Source organism: Parvibaculum sp., from assembly GCF_039680535.1.
In the GTDB taxonomy this organism is placed as follows: Bacteria; Pseudomonadota; Alphaproteobacteria; order Parvibaculales; family Parvibaculaceae; genus Parvibaculum.
Map to the genome: position 1 here is coordinate 67,904 of NZ_JBDKSS010000012.1, position 17,523 is coordinate 85,426.

14 protein-coding genes are annotated in these 17,523 nt (G+C 64.2%); all 14 read left to right on the top strand.

Annotated features, from left to right (window positions below; genetic code table 11):
- The first annotated feature begins 2 nt into the window (after positions 1-2).
- The 14 genes from ABFC66_RS06610 to ABFC66_RS06675 all read left to right on the top strand — a co-directional run bounded on the left by ABFC66_RS06610 (position 3) and on the right by ABFC66_RS06675 (position 17,523).
- Entirely contained in the window at positions 3-1,460 is a 1,458-nt protein-coding gene (locus tag ABFC66_RS06610) for a UDP-N-acetylmuramoyl-L-alanyl-D-glutamate--2,6-diaminopimelate ligase (protein ID WP_346740232.1), read from the top strand.
- Positions 1,457-2,893 (top strand): UDP-N-acetylmuramoylalanyl-D-glutamyl-2,6-diaminopimelate--D-alanyl-D-alanine ligase, encoded by a 1,437-nt coding sequence (locus ABFC66_RS06615; RefSeq protein WP_346740152.1) that lies wholly within the window; start codon positions 1,457-1,459, stop codon positions 2,891-2,893. Before ABFC66_RS06610 ends, ABFC66_RS06615 begins: the two co-directional genes overlap by 4 nt.
- Positions 2,893-3,981 (top strand): phospho-N-acetylmuramoyl-pentapeptide-transferase, encoded by a 1,089-nt coding sequence (mraY, locus tag ABFC66_RS06620; RefSeq protein ID WP_346740153.1) that lies wholly within the window; start codon positions 2,893-2,895, stop codon positions 3,979-3,981. Before ABFC66_RS06615 ends, mraY begins: the two co-directional genes overlap by 1 nt.
- A gap of 4 nt (positions 3,982-3,985) precedes the next feature.
- Entirely contained in the window at positions 3,986-5,389 is a 1,404-nt protein-coding gene (murD, locus tag ABFC66_RS06625; protein ID WP_346740154.1) for a UDP-N-acetylmuramoyl-L-alanine--D-glutamate ligase, read from the top strand.
- Positions 5,386-6,534 (top strand): putative lipid II flippase FtsW, encoded by a 1,149-nt coding sequence (ftsW, locus tag ABFC66_RS06630; RefSeq protein WP_346740155.1) that lies wholly within the window; start codon positions 5,386-5,388, stop codon positions 6,532-6,534. The genes murD and ftsW overlap by 4 nt, the downstream gene beginning before the upstream one ends.
- Entirely contained in the window at positions 6,531-7,721 is a 1,191-nt protein-coding gene (murG, locus tag ABFC66_RS06635; RefSeq protein ID WP_346740156.1) for an undecaprenyldiphospho-muramoylpentapeptide beta-N-acetylglucosaminyltransferase, read from the top strand. Before ftsW ends, murG begins: the two co-directional genes overlap by 4 nt.
- Entirely contained in the window at positions 7,721-9,196 is a 1,476-nt protein-coding gene (murC, locus tag ABFC66_RS06640; protein ID WP_346740157.1) for a UDP-N-acetylmuramate--L-alanine ligase, read from the top strand. The genes murG and murC overlap by 1 nt, the downstream gene beginning before the upstream one ends.
- Complete coding sequence (gene murB, locus ABFC66_RS06645; RefSeq protein ID WP_346740158.1) at positions 9,193-10,119, top strand: UDP-N-acetylmuramate dehydrogenase; 927 nt, start codon at positions 9,193-9,195, stop codon at positions 10,117-10,119. The genes murC and murB overlap by 4 nt, the downstream gene beginning before the upstream one ends.
- Positions 10,116-11,039 carry a D-alanine--D-alanine ligase gene (locus ABFC66_RS06650; RefSeq protein ID WP_346740159.1) on the top strand — a complete coding sequence of 308 codons (924 nt, stop codon included), beginning with the start codon at positions 10,116-10,118 and terminating at the stop codon, positions 11,037-11,039. Before murB ends, ABFC66_RS06650 begins: the two co-directional genes overlap by 4 nt.
- Entirely contained in the window at positions 11,027-12,091 is a 1,065-nt protein-coding gene (locus ABFC66_RS06655; RefSeq protein ID WP_346740160.1) for a cell division protein FtsQ/DivIB, read from the top strand. The genes ABFC66_RS06650 and ABFC66_RS06655 overlap by 13 nt, the downstream gene beginning before the upstream one ends.
- Entirely contained in the window at positions 12,088-13,398 is a 1,311-nt protein-coding gene (gene ftsA / locus ABFC66_RS06660; protein WP_346740161.1) for a cell division protein FtsA, read from the top strand. The genes ABFC66_RS06655 and ftsA overlap by 4 nt, the downstream gene beginning before the upstream one ends.
- A gap of 181 nt (positions 13,399-13,579) precedes the next feature.
- A complete protein-coding gene (ftsZ, locus tag ABFC66_RS06665) occupies positions 13,580-15,226 on the top strand; it encodes a cell division protein FtsZ (RefSeq protein ID WP_346740162.1) in 1,647 nt (548 codons plus the stop codon).
- A gap of 200 nt (positions 15,227-15,426) precedes the next feature.
- Complete coding sequence (gene lpxC, locus ABFC66_RS06670) at positions 15,427-16,431, top strand: UDP-3-O-acyl-N-acetylglucosamine deacetylase (protein ID WP_346740233.1); 1,005 nt, start codon at positions 15,427-15,429, stop codon at positions 16,429-16,431.
- Between the two features lie 207 nt (positions 16,432-16,638).
- Positions 16,639-17,523 carry an outer membrane protein assembly factor BamD gene (locus tag ABFC66_RS06675; RefSeq protein ID WP_346740163.1) on the top strand — a complete coding sequence of 295 codons (885 nt, stop codon included), beginning with the start codon at positions 16,639-16,641 and terminating at the stop codon, positions 17,521-17,523.

A 17,523-nucleotide genomic window follows, 5' to 3' on the forward strand; every position in this document is an offset into this window, starting at 1 on the left:
ACATGCAGCTCGCGACGCTCATCGGACCAGATCACCCCGACCTCCCCGAAGGGGGCAGGACGGAGATCGTTGGCCTGACGGCGGATAGTCGCGAGGTGAAGCCTGGTTTCCTCTTTGCTGCATTGCCCGGAACGAAAGTGGACGGCACGCGCTTCATCCCGCAGGCGCTGGCCCAAGGCGCATCCGCGCTGCTCGTCGATGCATTGACGGAAATTTCGGCGGATGTGCCCGTCATTGCCGATCGCAATCCGCGCCGCCGCCTCGCGCTCATGGCCGCACGCTTCTTCGGCAAGCAGCCGGAAACGGTCGTGGCCGTCACAGGCACGAACGGCAAGACCTCCATCGTCACTTTCGTTCGCCAGATCTGGACGGCGCTCGGCTTCGAAGCGGCGAGCGTCGGCACGGTCGGTATTGTCGGGCCGAAGGGCGAACGAGCGCTCGGCCATACGACGCCCGATCCGGTGACGCTGCAGGCGGCCCTTGCGGATCTCGCCGACGAAGGCGTGACGCATCTCGCCATGGAAGCGTCGAGCCACGGTCTTGCGCAGTTTCGTCTCGATGGTGTGAAACTCGCCGCCGCGGCCTTCACCAATCTCACGCGCGATCATCTTGACTATCATCCGACCTTCGATGACTACGCCTATGCGAAGCTCCGCCTCTTTGGCGAGGTCATGGCGCCGGGCGGTGTCGCCGTTCTCAACGCGGATGCGGATTTCTGCGCCGAGTTCGAAGCGGTTTCCTGGGCGCGCGGGCATCGCATCATCTCGGTGGGGCGGAAGGGGCGGACGATCTGCCTCGTCGCCGCGAAGCCGACCGCGCGCGGCCAGGTTCTCGACATCGTCCATGACGGTCGGAACTACAGCGTGAACCTGCCGCTGGTTGGCGCCTTTCAGGCGTCGAATGCGCTGGTTGCCGCCGGTCTCGTTATCGGCAGCGGCGGTGAGCCGGCCAAGGTTTTCACCGCGCTGGAAAATCTCAAAGGCGCGAAGGGCAGGCTTGAAGAAGTCGCCCATCTGCCGAATGGCGCATCGGTCTATATCGACTATGCCCATACGCCGGACGCTCTGGAAAATCTTCTCGAAGCGTTGCGTCCTCACACGAAGAAGCGCCTCGTCGTCGTCTTCGGTTGCGGCGGCGACCGCGATCCCGGCAAGCGTCCGCAAATGGGCGCTGCGGCGGCGAAGCTTGCCGACCTCGTTTATGTGACCGACGACAATCCCCGTAGCGAAGATCCGGCTGTCATCCGTGCCGCGATCCTTGCGGCCGCGAACGGCGCGATCGAGATTGCGGATCGCGGCGAGGCCATCGAAACGGCCATGCGCGAATTGAAGGCGGGCGATGTGCTCGTCGTCGCGGGCAAGGGCCATGAGACCGGCCAGATCGTCGGCAATCGCACCGTGCATTTCTCGGATCACGAAGCGGTCGAAGCCGCCGCGCGCGCCCTTGGAGGTCAGGCATGAAACCGCTCTGGACCCGCGCTGAAGTTCTCGCAGCGACCGACGGCAAGGCCGAAGGTGCCGACTGGATCGCCAATGGCGTTTCCATCGACAGCCGCTCGCTTGAGAAGGGCGACCTCTTCGTCGCCATCAAGGGCGAGAATTCCGATGGCCACGCCTATGTCGGCGCGGCCTTCCAGAATGGCGCCGCTGCCGCAATCGTTTCCGATGTGACGCCTGCAATGCGCAGCGCCGGTCCGCTCGTCGTTGTGCCGGATGCGCTGGAGGCTCTGAATGCGTTGGGCCGCACGGCGCGCCGTCGCGCCGGGGCGAAGGTCGTCGCCGTTACCGGCAGCGTTGGCAAGACGGGCACCAAGGAAGCGCTCCGCATGATCCTGTCGGAGCAGGGGCCGACGCATGCCTCCGCCGCCTCGTACAACAATCTCTGGGGCGTGCCGCTCTCGCTCGCCCGCATGCCTGCGAATACCCGCTTCGGCATCTTCGAAATCGGCATGAACCATTCGGGCGAGATCACGCCGCTCTCGAAGCTGGTCGAGCCCTTTGTCGCGCTCATCACGACAGTCGAAGCCGTGCACATGGCCTATTTCGACTCGGTCGAGGAAATCGCCGACGCGAAGGCCGAGATTTTCGACGGGCTCCAGAAGGGCGGCGTCGCGATCCTCAACCGCGACAATCCGCATTATGCCCGCCTCGAAGCCCGCGCCAAGGCGGCGGGCGCCGGCCGCATCATTTCGTTCGGCGAGCATCCGGAGGCCGATGCCCATCTCGAAAAGCTGGTGCTCAAGGAAACCTGCTCCTGCGTGTCGGCGAAGATCTGCGGGCGGCCTGTGACCTACAAGCTGGGCGTTCCGGGCCGCCATATCGTCATGAACAGCCTTGCCATGCTCGCCTGCATCGATGCGCTCGACGCCGATCTGGCGCTGGCGGCGATGGCGCTGGCGCAGCTTCAGGCGCCGCGGGGCCGTGGCGAGCGTCATCTCGTCGAAGCGCCGGGCCGTCCCTTCACGGTGATCGACGAAAGCTACAATGCCAATCCGGCTTCCATGCGCGCGTCCATCGAGGCGCTGGGCCAGACCGAGCCGGAAGCCCGCGCGCGCCGCATCGCCGTCCTGGGCGACATGCTGGAGCTTGGGCCGGAAGCGGCGGCGCTTCATCGCGAAGTCGCGGTGCCGCTCGCGCGCGCCGACATCGATCTCGTCTTTGCATGCGGTCCCTTGATGCGCGGACTTTATGACGCGTTGCCTGCCGACCGCCAGGGTGCTTATGCGGAAACCTCCGATGCCCTCATCGGATCGCTCGTCGAAGCGATCCAGAGTGGGGACGTGGTGATGGTCAAAGGTTCCAACGGGTCGCGGATGAGGCCGGTCGTCGATGCGCTGCTGGCGCTGGGCGAGGATGACAGCGAAAGCATCCGGCGTAACAGGGGAGAAGCCTGATGCTTTACGATTTCCTTGCAGGCTTGTCCAAAGACTGGGCCGCGCTCAACGTCTTTCGCTACATCACCTTCCGCACCGGCGGCGCGACGCTGACGGCGCTGCTCATCAGCTTCCTTTTCGGTCCGCGCGTCATCGCGATGCTTAAGGTGCGTCAACGCCGCGGCCAGCCGATCCGCGAGGACGGGCCGCAGACGCATGTGATCCAGAAGCAGGGCACGCCGACCATGGGCGGCTTCCTCATTCTGTTCGGCCTCGTTCCCTCGGTGCTGATCTGGGCCGATCTTTCCAACCCCTACGTCTGGATCGTGTTGCTTGTCACGCTGGGCTTCGGCGCGGTCGGCTTTGCCGACGATTATCTCAAGGTCTCGAAGATTTCGCCCAAGGGCGTGCCGGGCCGTGTGAAGCTCTTCTTCGAATTCATCATTGCGGCCATTGCCATGTATGCGCTGGTGTCGGTGGCGAAGGAGCCGCTGGCGACCGCGCTGACCGTTCCCTTCTTCAAGAGCGTTCTGGTCCAGCTCGGGCCGCTCTTCTTCGTCTTCGGCGCGCTCGTCATCGTCGGCTCGTCCAATGCCGTGAACCTCACTGACGGTCTCGATGGCCTCGCCATCGTGCCGGTGATGATCGCATCGGCGAGTCTCGGCCTCATCGTCTATCTCGTCGGCAACGCGGTCTTCGCCGACTATCTGCAAATCCATTTCGTGCCCGGAACGGGCGAGCTTGCGGTCTTCTGCGGCGCGCTCATCGGCGCGGGCCTCGGCTTTCTCTGGTACAACGCGCCGCCCGCCATGGTCTTCATGGGCGACACCGGCTCGCTTGCTCTTGGCGGCGCGCTCGGTGCGATCTCGGTCGCGGCGAAGCATGAGCTTGTGTTTGCGATCATCGGCGGCCTCTTCGTGCTCGAAGCCGTCTCCGTCATCGTGCAGGTCGCGTCTTTCAAGCTCACTGGCAAGCGCGTCTTCCGCATGGCGCCGCTGCATCACCATTTCGAACAGAAGGGCTGGGCGGAGCCGACCGTCGTCATCCGCTTCTGGATCATCGCCGTCGTGCTCGCCATGGTCGGCCTCGCAACGCTGAAGTTGAGGTGAGGACATGATCCCTGTCGCCGGTTTCGCCGGTCGCGTCGTCGCAGTGTTCGGGCTCGGGAAATCCGGGCTCTCGACCGCGCGCGCGCTTCAGGCGGGCGGCGCCAGAGTCATCGTCTGGGACGACACCGAGTCAAAGCGCAAGGAGGCCGTGGATGCCGGCTTCGCGGTGGAAGATCTTTCGACGCGCGACTGGAGCGACATTGCCGCGCTGGTTCTGAGCCCCGGCGTGCCGCTGACGCATCCCGAGCCTCATTGGTCGGTGAAGCGTGCAAAGGCGGCGGGCGTCGAGATCATCGGCGATGTCGAGCTTTTCGATCGCACCATCCGTGCCAGCGGCACGGGCGCGCGCATCGTCGCGATCACCGGCACCAACGGCAAGTCGACCACGACGGCTCTCATCGGCCATATGGTGAAGCGCTGCGGGGCGGACGCGCAGGTGGGCGGCAATATCGGTACGCCGGTTCTGGAACTCGATCCGCCGAAGCCGAACACCGTCTATGTTGTCGAGGCGTCCTCCTATCAGATCGACCTCGCGCCGGGCTTCGCGCCCAATGTCGCGATCCTGCTCAACATCACGCCGGATCATATCGATCGTCATGGTTCGATCGAGGGTTATGCCGCCGTCAAGGCGCGCATCTTCGCGAACCAGACGGCGGCTGACACTGCAATCATCTGCGTCGACGACAGCTATTCGTCAGATATCTGCACCGCGGTTTCTGCGGCGCGGGTGCAGAAGGTTGTGCCGGTTTCGATCGGCAAGACGCTGGGCCGCGGCATCTATGTGCTCGACGGCCAGCTTTATGACAGCACGGGCACCCAGACCCAGAAGGCGGGCGACTTCCGCGATCTGCGTACGCTGGCCGGCGCGCATAACTGGCAGAATGCGGCGGCGGCCTACGCGGCGGGCAGGGCGCTGGGTTTCCCGCGTGAGAAAATCCTCGCGTCCTTCGAGAGCTTCCCCGGCCTTGCGCATCGCATGGAAATCGTCGCCGAGCGCGACGGCGTGCGCTACGTAAACGACAGCAAGGCGACCAATGCGGACGCGACCTCGAAGGCGCTTGCGACCTACCGCGACATCTACTGGATTCTCGGCGGCAAGTCGAAAGAGGGCGGCATCGAGACGCTGACCGAATTCTTTCCGCGCATCCGCCACGCCTATCTCATCGGCGCGGCGAGCGACGAGTTTGCCCGCACGCTCGAGGGCAAGGTCGGTTACACGCGTTCGCAGACGCTCGACCGGGCAGTCGAAAGCGCAGCCAACGACGCGGAAGCCGCCGAAGGCGATCTGCGTGTCGTATTGCTTTCTCCTGCCTGCGCCTCCTTCGACCAGTATCCGAACTTCGAGGTGCGTGGCGACGTGTTCCGCGATCTCGTGCTGAAGCATCTCTCCGAAAGGGCCTCCGCATGATCCGCCTCGCCCGCACCAATCGCAGCCAGATTGCCGAATGGTGGTGGACCGTCGATAAGTGGACGCTGTTCGCGCTTTTCTGCCTGATGCTTATCGGCGGCGTGCTGGCGCTTGCCGCTAGCCCGGCGGTCGCCATGCGCATTCACCTGCCGCCCTTCCACTTCGTCTACCGGCAGCTCTTCTTCTTCGTGCCCACCATTGCGGTGATGATCGGCGTCTCGCTGCTCAACATCCGGCAGGTGCGGCGACTGGCCGCCGTCGGCTTCCTCATCGCCTTCTCGCTGATGCTGCTGACGCTCGTGATCGGTCCGGAAGTAAAGGGCGCGCATCGCTGGCTCCAGATCGGCCCGCTCGCGATCCAGCCTTCCGAGTTCGTGAAGCCGTCCTTCATCGTGCTTGCCTCGTGGATGTTCGCCGAAGCGCAGCGCACGCCGGGCTTCCCCGGCACGATCGTCGCGCTCGCGCTTTACGGAATGGTCGTCGGCGTTCTCGCCATGCAGCCCGACTTCGGCCAGTTGATGCTGGTGACGATGGTGTTCGGCGCGATCTTCTTCATGGCGGGTCTGTCGTGGCGCTGGATCGTTTCGCTCGGGACCGTCGCGATCATCGGCGCGCTTGCCGCCTACACGCTGATGCCCCACGTCGCGAGCCGCGTCGACCGTTTCCTCAATCCGGATTCGGGCGATACCTATCAGATCGACCGCGCGCTTGACGCCTTCCACACTGGCGGTTTCTTCGGCCGTGGCCCGGGCGAGGGCGAGGTGAAGCGCATCCTGCCCGACGCCCATACCGACTTTATCTTCGCTGTCGCGGCCGAGGAATATGGCGTCGTTGCGGGCCTCATCATCATCAGCATCTTCGGCTTCGTCGTCATGCGCACGCTTTCCCGCGCCATGGAGGAGCAGGATCTCTTCGTCCAATTCGCATCCTGCGGACTCATCGCGCTATTCGGATTGCAGTCGCTCATCAACATGTCCGTGAATGTGAACCTCATCCCCGCCAAGGGCATGACGCTTCCCTTCATCTCCTATGGCGGCTCGTCGATGATCGCGCTCGGCTACACGATGGGCATGTTGCTCGCCCTCACCCGTCGCCGCGCGGGCAGCCATGTGACGCCGCCCAACGGCAAGAGGGTGCACGCATGAAGCTTCGCCCTTCAGGTCCGATCGTCATCGCAGCCGGAGGTACGGGGGGGCACCTGTTCCCCGGCCAGGCGCTCGCGCAGGAATTGCGCCGCCGCGGCCGCAAGATCGTGCTGATGACGGACGAGCGTGTGCAGCATTTCGACAAGCTTTTCCCGGGCGCCGACATCTTCTCGGTGCCGTCGGCCACGCCGACCAATCGCGGGGTTTCAGGTCTTTTCCGCGCGGCGCCTGCGATCATCTCCGGCATCAGCCAGGCTTTCAGCATTCTGGGCCGCGTCGAGCCCTCGGTCGTCATCGGCTTCGGCGGCTATCCGACGCTGCCGCCTGTGGCGGGTGCGTTGCTGCGCGGCATTCCCACCTGCGTACATGAGCAGAACGCAGTGCTTGGCCGCGTGAACCGGCTCGTCGCACCTTATGTGCAGGCGGTCGCCTCGACCTTTGCCGCGCCGAAGTTCCTGAAGCCCCGCGACGCATCGCACCTCGTCGTCACCGGCAATCCGGTGCGCGATGCGGTGATCGCGGAAGCGGGCGCTCCCTACGCCGCGCCAGGGGCCACGGACCGCATCCATCTTCTCGTCTTCGGTGGCAGTCAGGGCGCGCGCGTGCTCAGCGATGTCGTTCCCGCCGCGCTGGGGCAATTGCCCGAGGCGTTGCGTGCCCGTCTTGATGTCGTGCAGCAGGCGCGGCCGGAGGATCTTTCCCGCGTTCGCGAGGCCTATGACCGCGCGGGTATCCACGCGGCGCTTGAAAGCTTCTTCGACGACATGCCGAAGCGCATCGCCGCCGCGCATCTCGTCATCGGCCGCTCCGGCGCTTCGACGGTAAGTGAGCTTTGCGTGATCGGTCGTCCGTCGATCCTTGTTCCGCTGCCTCATTCGCTCGACAACGACCAGAAGGCGAATGCCCAGAAGGTCGAAGCGGCCGGGGCGGGCTGGATGATCGAACAGAAAGACTTCACGGAAGCGGCACTGGCCGCCCGTCTCGCAGCATTGCTTTCCGAACCCGATACGCTTGCCCGCGCCGCGAAGGCCGCGCTCGTTCAGGGGCAGCCTAATGCCGTCCGCAAGCTCGCCGACCTTGTCGAGAAGCTTGGCCGCGGCGAATTCCACGCTATTCAGGACGTCACCGAGTCTGAAGACGACGTCCCATCACCCGGTCCACTTCTATTTGCGCAGGGAGGCTGTTGATGCGCCCAGCGCCACTCGACATAGGCATTATCCACTTCGTCGGCATCGGCGGCATCGGCATGAGCGGCATTGCCGAAGTCATGCATAATCTCGGCTACAAGGTGCAGGGCAGCGACGTCTCCGACAGCGCCAATGTGAAGCGTCTGCGCAGCCTCGGCATCGAGGTGATGGTCGGCCACGCCGCGAAAAACCTTGCCGACGCGCAAGTGCTCGTCGTCTCCTCGGCGATCAAGGCGGACAATCCCGAACTCGTCGAAGCGCGCTCGCGCTTCCTGCCCGTCGTGCGCCGCGCGGAAATGCTCGCCGAGCTGATGCGCCTCAAGTCCTGCGTCGCCATCGCGGGCACGCACGGCAAGACGACAACGACCTCGCTCGTCGCCGCGATTCTCGATGGGGCGGGCCTCGACCCGACGGTCATCAATGGCGGCATCATCAACGCCTATGGCACCAATGCGCGCCTCGGCGAAGGCGAGTGGATGGTGGTCGAGGCGGACGAGTCAGACGGCACATTCGTCAAGCTTCCGGCGACCATCGCCATCGTCACGAATATCGACCCGGAGCATCTCGACTATTACGGCACGTTCGAAGCCGCCAAGGACGCCTTCCTGACCTTTGTCGAGAACGTGCCTTTCTACGGCTGCGCCGTGATGTGCATCGACCATCCGGAAGTGCAGGCATTGATCGGCCGTGTCCGCGATCGCCGCATTATCACTTACGGCACCAGCCCGCAGGCCGATATCCGCGCCACCAATCCGCGGGTGGAGAAGGGGCTTAACGTCTTCGACGTAACGATCACCGATCGCAAGACGGGTGTGGCCCGCGAGATCGGCGCTGTGAAGCTTCCCATGCATGGCCGCCACAACATGCTGAACTCGCTTGCCGCTATCGGCGTTGCGACGCAGATGGGCATTCCCGAGGCGAAGTTCCGCAAGGCGCTGGAAGGCTTCGGCGGCGTGAAGCGGCGCTTTACTCATGTCGGCGAGTGGAACGGCGTCAGCATCTATGACGATTACGGTCACCACCCGGTCGAGATCGCGGCTGTGCTTCAGGCCGCGCGATCGGCGACGGAAGGCCGCATCATCGCCGTCGTGCAGCCGCATCGCTACACGCGCCTCCACAACCTCTTCAATGAGTTCTGCGCCTGCTTCAACGATGCGGACAAGGTCATCGTCGCCGACGTCTACGCGGCGGGTGAGCAGCCGATCCCCGGCGCCGATCGCGACTCCCTCGTCGAGGGCCTGCGCGATCGCGGCCATCGCGATGTGATTGCGCTGGAAGCGCCGGAAGCTCTGCCGAAGCTCATTTCCGAACTGGCGAAGCCGGGTGATTTCGTTGTCTGCCTCGGCGCGGGCAGCATCACCTATTGGGCGAATGCGCTTCCCGCCGATCTTGCCGCTCTCGGCAAGAAGTCGAAGGCCAAGAAGGCCGACAAGAAAGAGATGCCGGTTAAATCGAAGAAGGGGAAAGGTAAATGACGGCGGCCCACGCCTCAACATCTTCCCTGATCGACAGGCTGCCCAAGGTGCGCGGCGAACTCATCGCGCATGCGCCGCTGGCTCCGCTGACCTGGTTCCGCGTCGGCGGCGCGGCTGAAGTGCTGTTCCGTCCGGCGGATGCCGACGATCTCGCATCGTTTCTCGCGGGCACGCCCGCCGATATTCCCGTCACCGTGATCGGCGTCGGCTCGAACCTCCTCGTCCGCGACGGCGGCGTCGCGGGCGTCGTCATTCGTCTCGGCGGCAAGGGCTTCGCGCAGATCGAGGCGCTGTCCGGTCATCGCGTTCGCGCCGGCACGGCGGCGCTCGATGTCGCGGTTGCACGCGCGGCGCAGGAAGCGGGCATTGCAGGCCTTGAATTCTATCGCGGCATTCCGGGCTCCATCGGCGGCGCGCTGCGCATGAATGGCGGCGCCTATACGAGCGAGACGAAGGACGTTCTGGTCGAAGCCATCGCCATCGACCGGCAGGGCAGGCGGCACGTTCTTTCCAATGCCGATATGCATTACACCTACCGCCATTGCGGCGCGCCGGAAGACCTTATCTTCGTCGAGGCGGTCTTTCAGGGGCATCCCGGCGACAAGGCTGAAATCCAGAAGCGCATGGACGAAATCACGGCGCGTCGCGAAGAGACGCAGCCGATCCGTACGCGCACCGGTGGCTCGACCTTCAAGAATCCCGAAGGCCACAAGTCGTGGCAGCTCATCGATGCCGCGGGATGCCGCGGTCTCAGGAAGGGCGGCGCGCAGGTCTCCGAGCTGCACTGCAACTTCCTCATCAATGTCGACAACGCCAGCGCCGCCGATCTCGAGGATCTGGGCGAGGAAGTGCGTCGGCGCGTCAAAGAGAAGAGTGGCGTGACCCTGGAATGGGAAATCAAGCGGATCGGAGAACGGGCATGACAAAAAAGCATGTCGCCGTTCTCAAGGGCGGCTGGTCATCGGAACGGGAAGTCAGCCTTTCCTCGGGGCGCGGCTGCGCCGAAGCGCTGCGCCAGAGCGGCTACCGCGTGACCGAGATCGATGTCGGTCGCGACCTTGCCGACCAGCTTCTCAAGATCAAGCCGGATGTCGCTTTTAACGCCTTGCACGGTCGCTGGGGCGAGGATGGCTGCGTACAAGGTATGCTGGAAATCCTCAATATTCCGTATACGCATTCCGGTGTTCTGGCTTCCGCGCTCGCCATGCACAAGGAGCGTGCGAAGGAAGTCTTCCGGGCTGCCGGGCTGCCGGTCGCTGAAAGCATCGTCGTGCCCCGTACCGAGGCTGCTCATGGACATGTGATGGAGCCGCCATACGTCATCAAGCCGATCGACCAGGGGTCTTCGGTTGGCGTTTTCATCGTGCGCAAGGGCGACAATCGGCCTCCGGCGGAACTCACCTCTTCCGACTGGAATCTCGGCGAGATGGTGATGGCCGAGCGCTATATCGCGGGCCGCGAGCTTACCTGCGCCGTCATGGGCGAGGAGGTGCTGGGCGTCACCGACATCCTCGCCAACACACAGTTCTATGACTATGAGGCGAAATACGCTGCCGGCGGTTCGCGCCATGAAGTCCCGGCGAAGATCGATGCCGAGTCCTACGCGGAGGTGCAGCGCGTCACGCTCGCCGCTCACCGCGCGCTCGGTTGCCGGGGCGTCAGCCGCGCCGACTTCCGCTTCGACGACACGAAGCCCGGCAAGCCGGAGCTGATCCTGCTCGAGGTGAACACGCAGCCGGGCATGACGCCGACGTCGCTGGTGCCCGAACTTGCGAATCTCGCGGGTTATTCCTATGCCGAACTCGTGAGCTGGATGGTGGAGGACGCGTCATGCGATCGATGAGCGGAGGCCGGAGCAGGGCGGTTTCGAAGACCGGCGTTCGCGCCGTGCCGGCGAAGAATCGGGCGCCTTCCAGGATCGCGCCGGGCCGCCGCGCCACGGCAGCCGACCGCAGCTTCGGCCGTCGGATGGATCGTCCGGCATCGGGCTTCAGGCGGTGGCTGGAGGAGATGCGCGAAGGCGGCTTGGGAATGAAGCCTTTCAGCGTCGCGACCGTCATACTCATTCTGGGTGTCGGTCTTTACGGGCTCTTCGTCGGCGGCCATGTGTCTTCCGCCGCCCGCGAGGTTGCGTTCCAGGGCAACCGCGTGCTGGCGCTGGCTGGCTTCAGCATAGAGGACGTGACCGTCACCGGCCGGACTCACGCAGATCCTCAGGCCCTTCTGACGGCTCTTGGCGTCACGCGCGGCGACCCGATCTTCGGCGTCGACACGGAGGCCGCCCGCCAGCGCGTCGAGCGCGTGGATTGGGTCAAGTCGGCGACCGTCACCCGGCTTTTGCCGCATGCGATTCGAATCGATGTGGTCGAGCGCCAGCCTTTTGCCATCTGGCAGCGGGGCGGCGAGCTTTCCGTCATCGATACGGAAGGTCATCCGATCACCGACGACAATGCGCAGGCCTATGCCAATCTTCCTTTCGTCGTCGGCTTCGGCGGCGCGCGCAATCTGCACGATGTCCTTGGTTTGATTCAGGAAACGCAGCCGCAGCTTCTTCCGCGCGTGCGCGCTTTCGTGCGCGTCGGCGACCGTCGCTGGAATCTTCGCTTCGAAAATGGAGTCGATGTGAAACTTCCTGAGGTTGGCGTCGAAAAGGCACTTGCCGATCTCGTCAACCTCGATCAGACATATAAGATTCTTTCGCGCGATATCGAATCAGTTGACCTGAGACTGCCGGATCGCGTGAGCGTCGCCTTGACGGCAGATGCAATGGCTGAGCGGGGCAATGCGCTGGCAGCCAAGATCGGCGGCAAGGACGGCGGGGCGGTGAAAAATTTGGGCGGGGCAACTACGGGCGCGGTGAAAGCCCGCTTCGTGACCGGTGGGGACAACACATGAATATGGTCAGTCTGGGCTCCAAGGGATTCCAGGGGCGCCCTGTCGCAGCGGGCCGAGCAGGCACGATAGCGGCACTCGATGTCGGGTCGAGCAAGATTTCCTGCTTCATCGCAAAGATCGAACCGGGGCGCATGGCAAATGGCCACGCGCCCATTCGCGTTATTGGCATCGGCCATCAGGTGTCGCGCGGCATTCGCGCCGGCGCGCTGGTCGACATGGATGCCGCTGAAGAGGCGATCCGCGTTGCAGTCGATGCGGCGGAGCGCATGGCCGGCGTCACCATCCGCGATGTGGTCGTGGGCGTTTCCGGCGCCGAACCGAAGAGCCAGACCGTCGGCGTGAAGGCCGCTGTTCCCGGACCCGAGGTTACGGATGGCGACCTCACGCGGCTCATCGGCTATGCGCATACGAACTTTCAGCCGGAGGGCCGCGACGTCCTTCACGCGCTGCCCACCAATTACAGCATCGATGGCGCCCGTGGCGTCCGCGATCCGCGCGGCATGTTCGGCGAGCGGCTGGGCGTCGATGTGCATATGGTCAGCGCGCTGCGCGGGCCACTGCGCAACCTCGAGCTCTGCATCGAGCGCTGCCACCTCTCGGTTGCCGGCATTGCCGTGAGCCCCTATGCGAGCGGTCTGGCCTGCCTCGTCGAGGACGAAATGGACCTTGGCGTCGCCGTCATCGACATGGGCGGCGGCACGACGTCTCTCTCGGTCTTTTTCGAAGGTGCGATGGTCTATTGCGATTCCGTGTCTATTGGCGGGAATCACATTACTAATGATATCGCGAGAGGACTTTCGACGCCGTTGGCTCATGCGGAGCGCATGAAGACGCTTTATGGCAGCGCGCTGGCGAGCCCGTCGGACGAACGAGAGATGATTGATGTGCCCCAGGTGGGTGAGAGCGATGCCGATTCGGCGAATCACATTCCGCGGTCGATGCTGACCGGGATCATTCAGCCGCGGCTGGAGGAAACGTTCGAGCTGGTGCGCGACAGGCTCGAGGCTTCGGGTTACGGACGCCTCGCCGGTCGCCGCGTCGTGCTGACGGGCGGCGCGAGCCAGATGAACGGCGCGCGCGAGCTCGCGAGCCGCATGCTCGACAAGCAGGTGCGGGTGGGCCAGCCCATCCGGCTCACCGGTCTGGCCGAGGCGACGGGCGGTCCCGCCTTCTCGACCTGCGCCGGTCTGCTGACCTACTCGCAGATTTCTCCGCTCGAGACGGCGGGGGGCGAAGGCGAGGGTGAAGGCGCGCCAGGGCGTGGCAGCCTGCGCAAGATCAGCCGTTGGCTGAGGGAGAACTTTTGATGGGCATGACCGATTTTCAGGCCCAGCGCGAATGCGGGGTACTTGAAGGGGTGAAAAGCCGGTGGCGCTCGGCGCGACGCCTGGGCCGGCTTGCGGCACCGCCCGGTCAGGTGGGCGCCGCACCGCCGGCTAGGGCGGAAGCACGGACCCCGACTTTCCCATTTGTTTCGAGGAGGCTGAGATGAGCATCAAATTGACGGTACCGCAGGCGAAGGAACTGAAGCCCCGGATCACCGTGTTCGGCGTGGGTGGCGCCGGCGGCAACGCGGTCAACAACATGATCCAGGCAGGGCTCGACGGCGTCGAGTTCGTTGTCGCCAACACCGATGCGCAGGCGCTGCAGCTCTCGCTGGCCGAGCGGCGCATCCAGCTCGGCGCATCGATCACCGAAGGTCTCGGCGCCGGTTCGCGGCCCGAAGTCGGTTGCGCGGCAGCCGAGGAAGCGCTCGACGAGATCGTCGAACACATCCAGGGCGCGCATATGGTCTTCATCACTGCCGGCATGGGCGGCGGCACGGGCACGGGCGCCGCTCCGGTCATTGCGCGCGCCGCGCGGGAGCAGAATGTGCTCACGGTCGGCGTCGTCACGAAGCCCTTCCAGTTCGAAGGTACGCGCCGCATGCGGCTCGCCGAAGAGGGCATCCGCGAGCTTCAGCAGTATGTCGACACGCTGATCATCATCCCGAATCAGAATCTCTTCCGCGTCGCGAACGAGAACACGACCTTTGCGGATGCCTTCGCGATGGCCGACCAGGTGCTCCATTCGGGCGTCGCCGGCATCACCGACCTCATGATGAAGCCGGGTCTCATCAATCTCGACTTCGCGGACGTACGTACCGTGATGAACGAGATGGGCAAGGCCATGATGGGTACGGGCGAGGCGACCGGCGAGAAGCGCGCCATCGAGGCCGCCGAGGCCGCGATCTCGAACCCGCTGCTCGACGAAGTGTCGATGAAGGGCGCGAAGGGCGTTCTCATCAACATTACCGGCGGCATGGACCTCACTCTTTACGAAGTGGATGAAGCCGCGAACCGTATCCGCTCGGAAGTCGATCCCGAAGCTAACATCATCGTCGGCTCGACCTTCGATCCGGCGCTCGACGGCCGCATGCGCGTCTCCGTCGTCGCCACGGGCATCGAAGTCGCCGAGCGTATGCAGCAGCGTCCGGTCGAAGCGCCCAAGGTTGCGCCGAAAGCTGTCGCGTCCGTTCAGCCGGCCGCGACCTTCGCGGCGCCGGCGGCTCGTCCGATGCAGCCCGCCGCCGCTGAAGTGGCTCAGACCCGTGCGCTGCCGACGGCCGATCTCACTTTCGATCAGCCCGAGCCGCAGCAGATTCCGAAGGTCGGCGGCTACGACCTGAACGAGTACGAGGCGGAAGTCATCATTCACAAGCCCGAGCCGCGCGTGCAGCAGCAGGCGCGTCGCAACGAGCCTGTGGTATCGCCGGCCGCCGTCATTGCCGAGCCGAAGGCTCCCTTCATCCCCAGCGACCTTGACCGCGTCCAGGCGCCGAAGGAGCAGGGTTTCGTTGGCGATCGCGCGACCATGCCGGTTCAGCACGGCCGCGCTCCCAAGAAGGGGCCGAGCTTCTTTGAACGGCTGACCGGCGCCGGCCGCCGCCGCGAAGAAGAACCGCAGCAGCCCGTCGCGCCGCGCCGGGAGCCGGCTGTCGCCCGCGATCAGCTCCGCACGCAGACCCAGGAGCAGGTGAAGCCGCAGCAGGCTGCGCCGACCCTGGCGCCTTCCGCAGAGAGCCGGCTGGTCCAGCCGTCCTATGAAGAAGAGCAGCTTGAAATCCCGACCTTCCTGAGGCGTCAGGCCAACTGACGCCCCGTAAGGGCTGCGCCCGCGGGGGGCGCTTTCGGCAGAACCTCGTCCGCTTGGACCGCCGTCCAGACGGGCGAGGTTTTGTTATTTAAATCAATGGCTTATCGCTCATGTTGCACCGTAACAATCCGTAAGAACTTGTTATTTGTGACGGATTTCTGGCGCTGTTAGAACCAGCCTAGAAATTCCGGGGGCAAAGGATTCGTAAAGTGCGCAAGACCGAATTCGAAACCATCATGCTGGAACAGGCGCGGGCGCATCGTCGCGAGCGCGCCATCGCTGCTGCCTGCCCCCAGACGACGCTGGCCGCTCCGGTGGTGATCGAAGGTGTGGGACTCCACACCGGCCACATGATCCGGATGGATATGCACCCCGCTGGCGCTGGTTTTGGCATTGTCTTCCGCCGCGTTGATATCGACAGCACGGACCGCGCTGCGACGGATATCCCCGCGCGGTTCGATCATGTGGGCGACACCACGCTCTCGACGGCGATCCGCAACGAGGCGGGCGCGTCGATCAGCACGGTCGAACATCTGATGGCGGCAATTTCCTTCCTCGGAATCGACAACCTCCTCATCGAAATCAACGGGCCCGAAATTCCGGTCATGGACGGCAGCTCGCAGGTTTTCATCGAGACGATCGAGGCCGTGGGGCTGAAGTCGCTCGACGCGCCGCGCCGTGCCATCCGCATCCTGAAGCCGGTCATCGTCGAGGATGGGCTGAAGCGTGCCGCGCTTCTGCCGGGCGAAGGTTTCAAGCTGGCGTTTGAAATCGAGTTCGACAATCCCGTCATCGGTCACGAGACAATCGAAGCCGATTTCAACGATCCGTCCTTCAAGGACGAGATTCTGCGCGCCCGTACCTTCGGCTTCCTGAAGGATGTCGAGGCGATGTGGAAGATGGGGCTTGGCCTCGGCGGATCGCTGGAAAACACGGTCGTGGTCGATGGCGACAAGGTTCTGAACGAAGAGGGCCTGCGCTTCGCCGATGAATTCGTGCGTCACAAGGTTCTGGACGCGGTGGGCGATCTCGCGCTTTCGGGTGCGCCGCTGATCGGCCGCTACGAGGGTCTGCGCGCAGGCCATGCGATGAACAATCGCGTGCTGCGGGCTCTCTTTGCCGATGCCTCGGCCTATGAGATCGTGGACCTTGCCTCCGGCGAGCCCGTGGATTCGCAGAGGCTTCGGGCCGTCCCGGCCGAGTAAGCGGCTTCTCTCAGACATTTCATCCTTGCGACCTCGCCTCGCTATGGTTTCCCGCGCCCGTTTGAGCTAGAAACGAGCACTGGCCCGGCTGGACGAGGGGGGATCCCACGCTTCGGCAGCCTCCGGACTCGCTTGATCTGGCCTTGTCCCGAAAACTCTTTTCGGGCAATCCTGCCGGGTGACCGAACGAAATGGATTTTGACCGGCATGCGTGAGGCTCTTCTGAATACCTCGATCTCGCGGATCAATCGGGCGGACGCCCTCGGCGCATGGATGGGCGGATTGCGCCTCGCGGTCGCCGGCGTGTTTGTCGTCGTCTCCATGGCGCTGCTGGGCGGATGCTCGGGCGATGCCGAATTGCCCTATGAGGAGCGGCCGGTCGAGCAGATCTACAACAAGGCCATGGACTACATGGCCGACGAAGATTACGCGAAGGCCGCCAACGAGTTCGAAGAGGTCGAGCGCCAGCATCCCTATTCGACCTGGGCCCGCCGCGCCACGCTCATGGCCGCCTATGCCGACTACAAGTACAACAATTACGACGCGTCGATCCTGACGGCGCAGCGCTACATCTCGCTGCATCCCGGCAGCAAGGATGTGGCTTATGCCTATTATCTGATCGCGCTCTGCTACTACGAGCAGATTTCGGACGTTGGCCGCGACCAGCAGATGACCGAAAATGCGCTTGCTGCGCTCACTGTCCTGTCGGTGCGTTTTCCGCAGAGCGAATATGCGCGCGATGCGCGGCTGAAGCTCGACCTGACGCGCGACCACCTTGCCGGCAAGGAAATGGAAATCGGCCGCTACTACCTGAAGCGGCGCGAATATATCGCGGCTATCAATCGCTTCCGTGTGGTGATCGAGAAATACCAGACGACGACGCACGTGCCCGAGGCGCTGCATCGTCTCGTCGAGGCCTATCTCTCGCTCGGCATTAAGACGGAAGCACAGACCGCGGCGGCGATCCTCGGCTACAACTATCCGGGCAGCGACTGGTATCAGGACAGCTACGCGCTTCTGGCGGGCCAGGGATTGAAGCCCGAAGAAGACAAGGGTTCCTGGATCAGCAAGGCCTGGCACACGGTCTTTTAG

Excerpts from the sequence above, each read along its gene's own strand:
- ABFC66_RS06610 (WP_346740232.1), top strand. The coding sequence starts at position 3 with ATGCAGCTCGCGACGCTCATCGGACCAGATCACCCCGACCTCCCCGAA.
- ABFC66_RS06615 (WP_346740152.1), top strand. The coding sequence starts at position 1,457 with ATGAAACCGCTCTGGACCCGCGCTGAAGTTCTCGCAGCGACCGACGGC.
- mraY (WP_346740153.1), top strand. The coding sequence starts at position 2,893 with ATGCTTTACGATTTCCTTGCAGGCTTGTCCAAAGACTGGGCCGCGCTC.
- murD (WP_346740154.1), top strand. The coding sequence starts at position 3,986 with ATGATCCCTGTCGCCGGTTTCGCCGGTCGCGTCGTCGCAGTGTTCGGG.
- ftsW (WP_346740155.1), top strand. The coding sequence starts at position 5,386 with ATGATCCGCCTCGCCCGCACCAATCGCAGCCAGATTGCCGAATGGTGG.
- murG (WP_346740156.1), top strand. The coding sequence starts at position 6,531 with ATGAAGCTTCGCCCTTCAGGTCCGATCGTCATCGCAGCCGGAGGTACG.
- murC (WP_346740157.1), top strand. The coding sequence starts at position 7,721 with ATGCGCCCAGCGCCACTCGACATAGGCATTATCCACTTCGTCGGCATC.
- murB (WP_346740158.1), top strand. The coding sequence starts at position 9,193 with ATGACGGCGGCCCACGCCTCAACATCTTCCCTGATCGACAGGCTGCCC.
- ABFC66_RS06650 (WP_346740159.1), top strand. The coding sequence starts at position 10,116 with ATGACAAAAAAGCATGTCGCCGTTCTCAAGGGCGGCTGGTCATCGGAA.
- ABFC66_RS06655 (WP_346740160.1), top strand. The coding sequence starts at position 11,027 with ATGCGATCGATGAGCGGAGGCCGGAGCAGGGCGGTTTCGAAGACCGGC.
- ftsA (WP_346740161.1), top strand. The coding sequence starts at position 12,088 with ATGAATATGGTCAGTCTGGGCTCCAAGGGATTCCAGGGGCGCCCTGTC.
- ftsZ (WP_346740162.1), top strand. The coding sequence starts at position 13,580 with ATGAGCATCAAATTGACGGTACCGCAGGCGAAGGAACTGAAGCCCCGG.
- ABFC66_RS06675 (WP_346740163.1), top strand. The coding sequence starts at position 16,639 with ATGCGTGAGGCTCTTCTGAATACCTCGATCTCGCGGATCAATCGGGCG.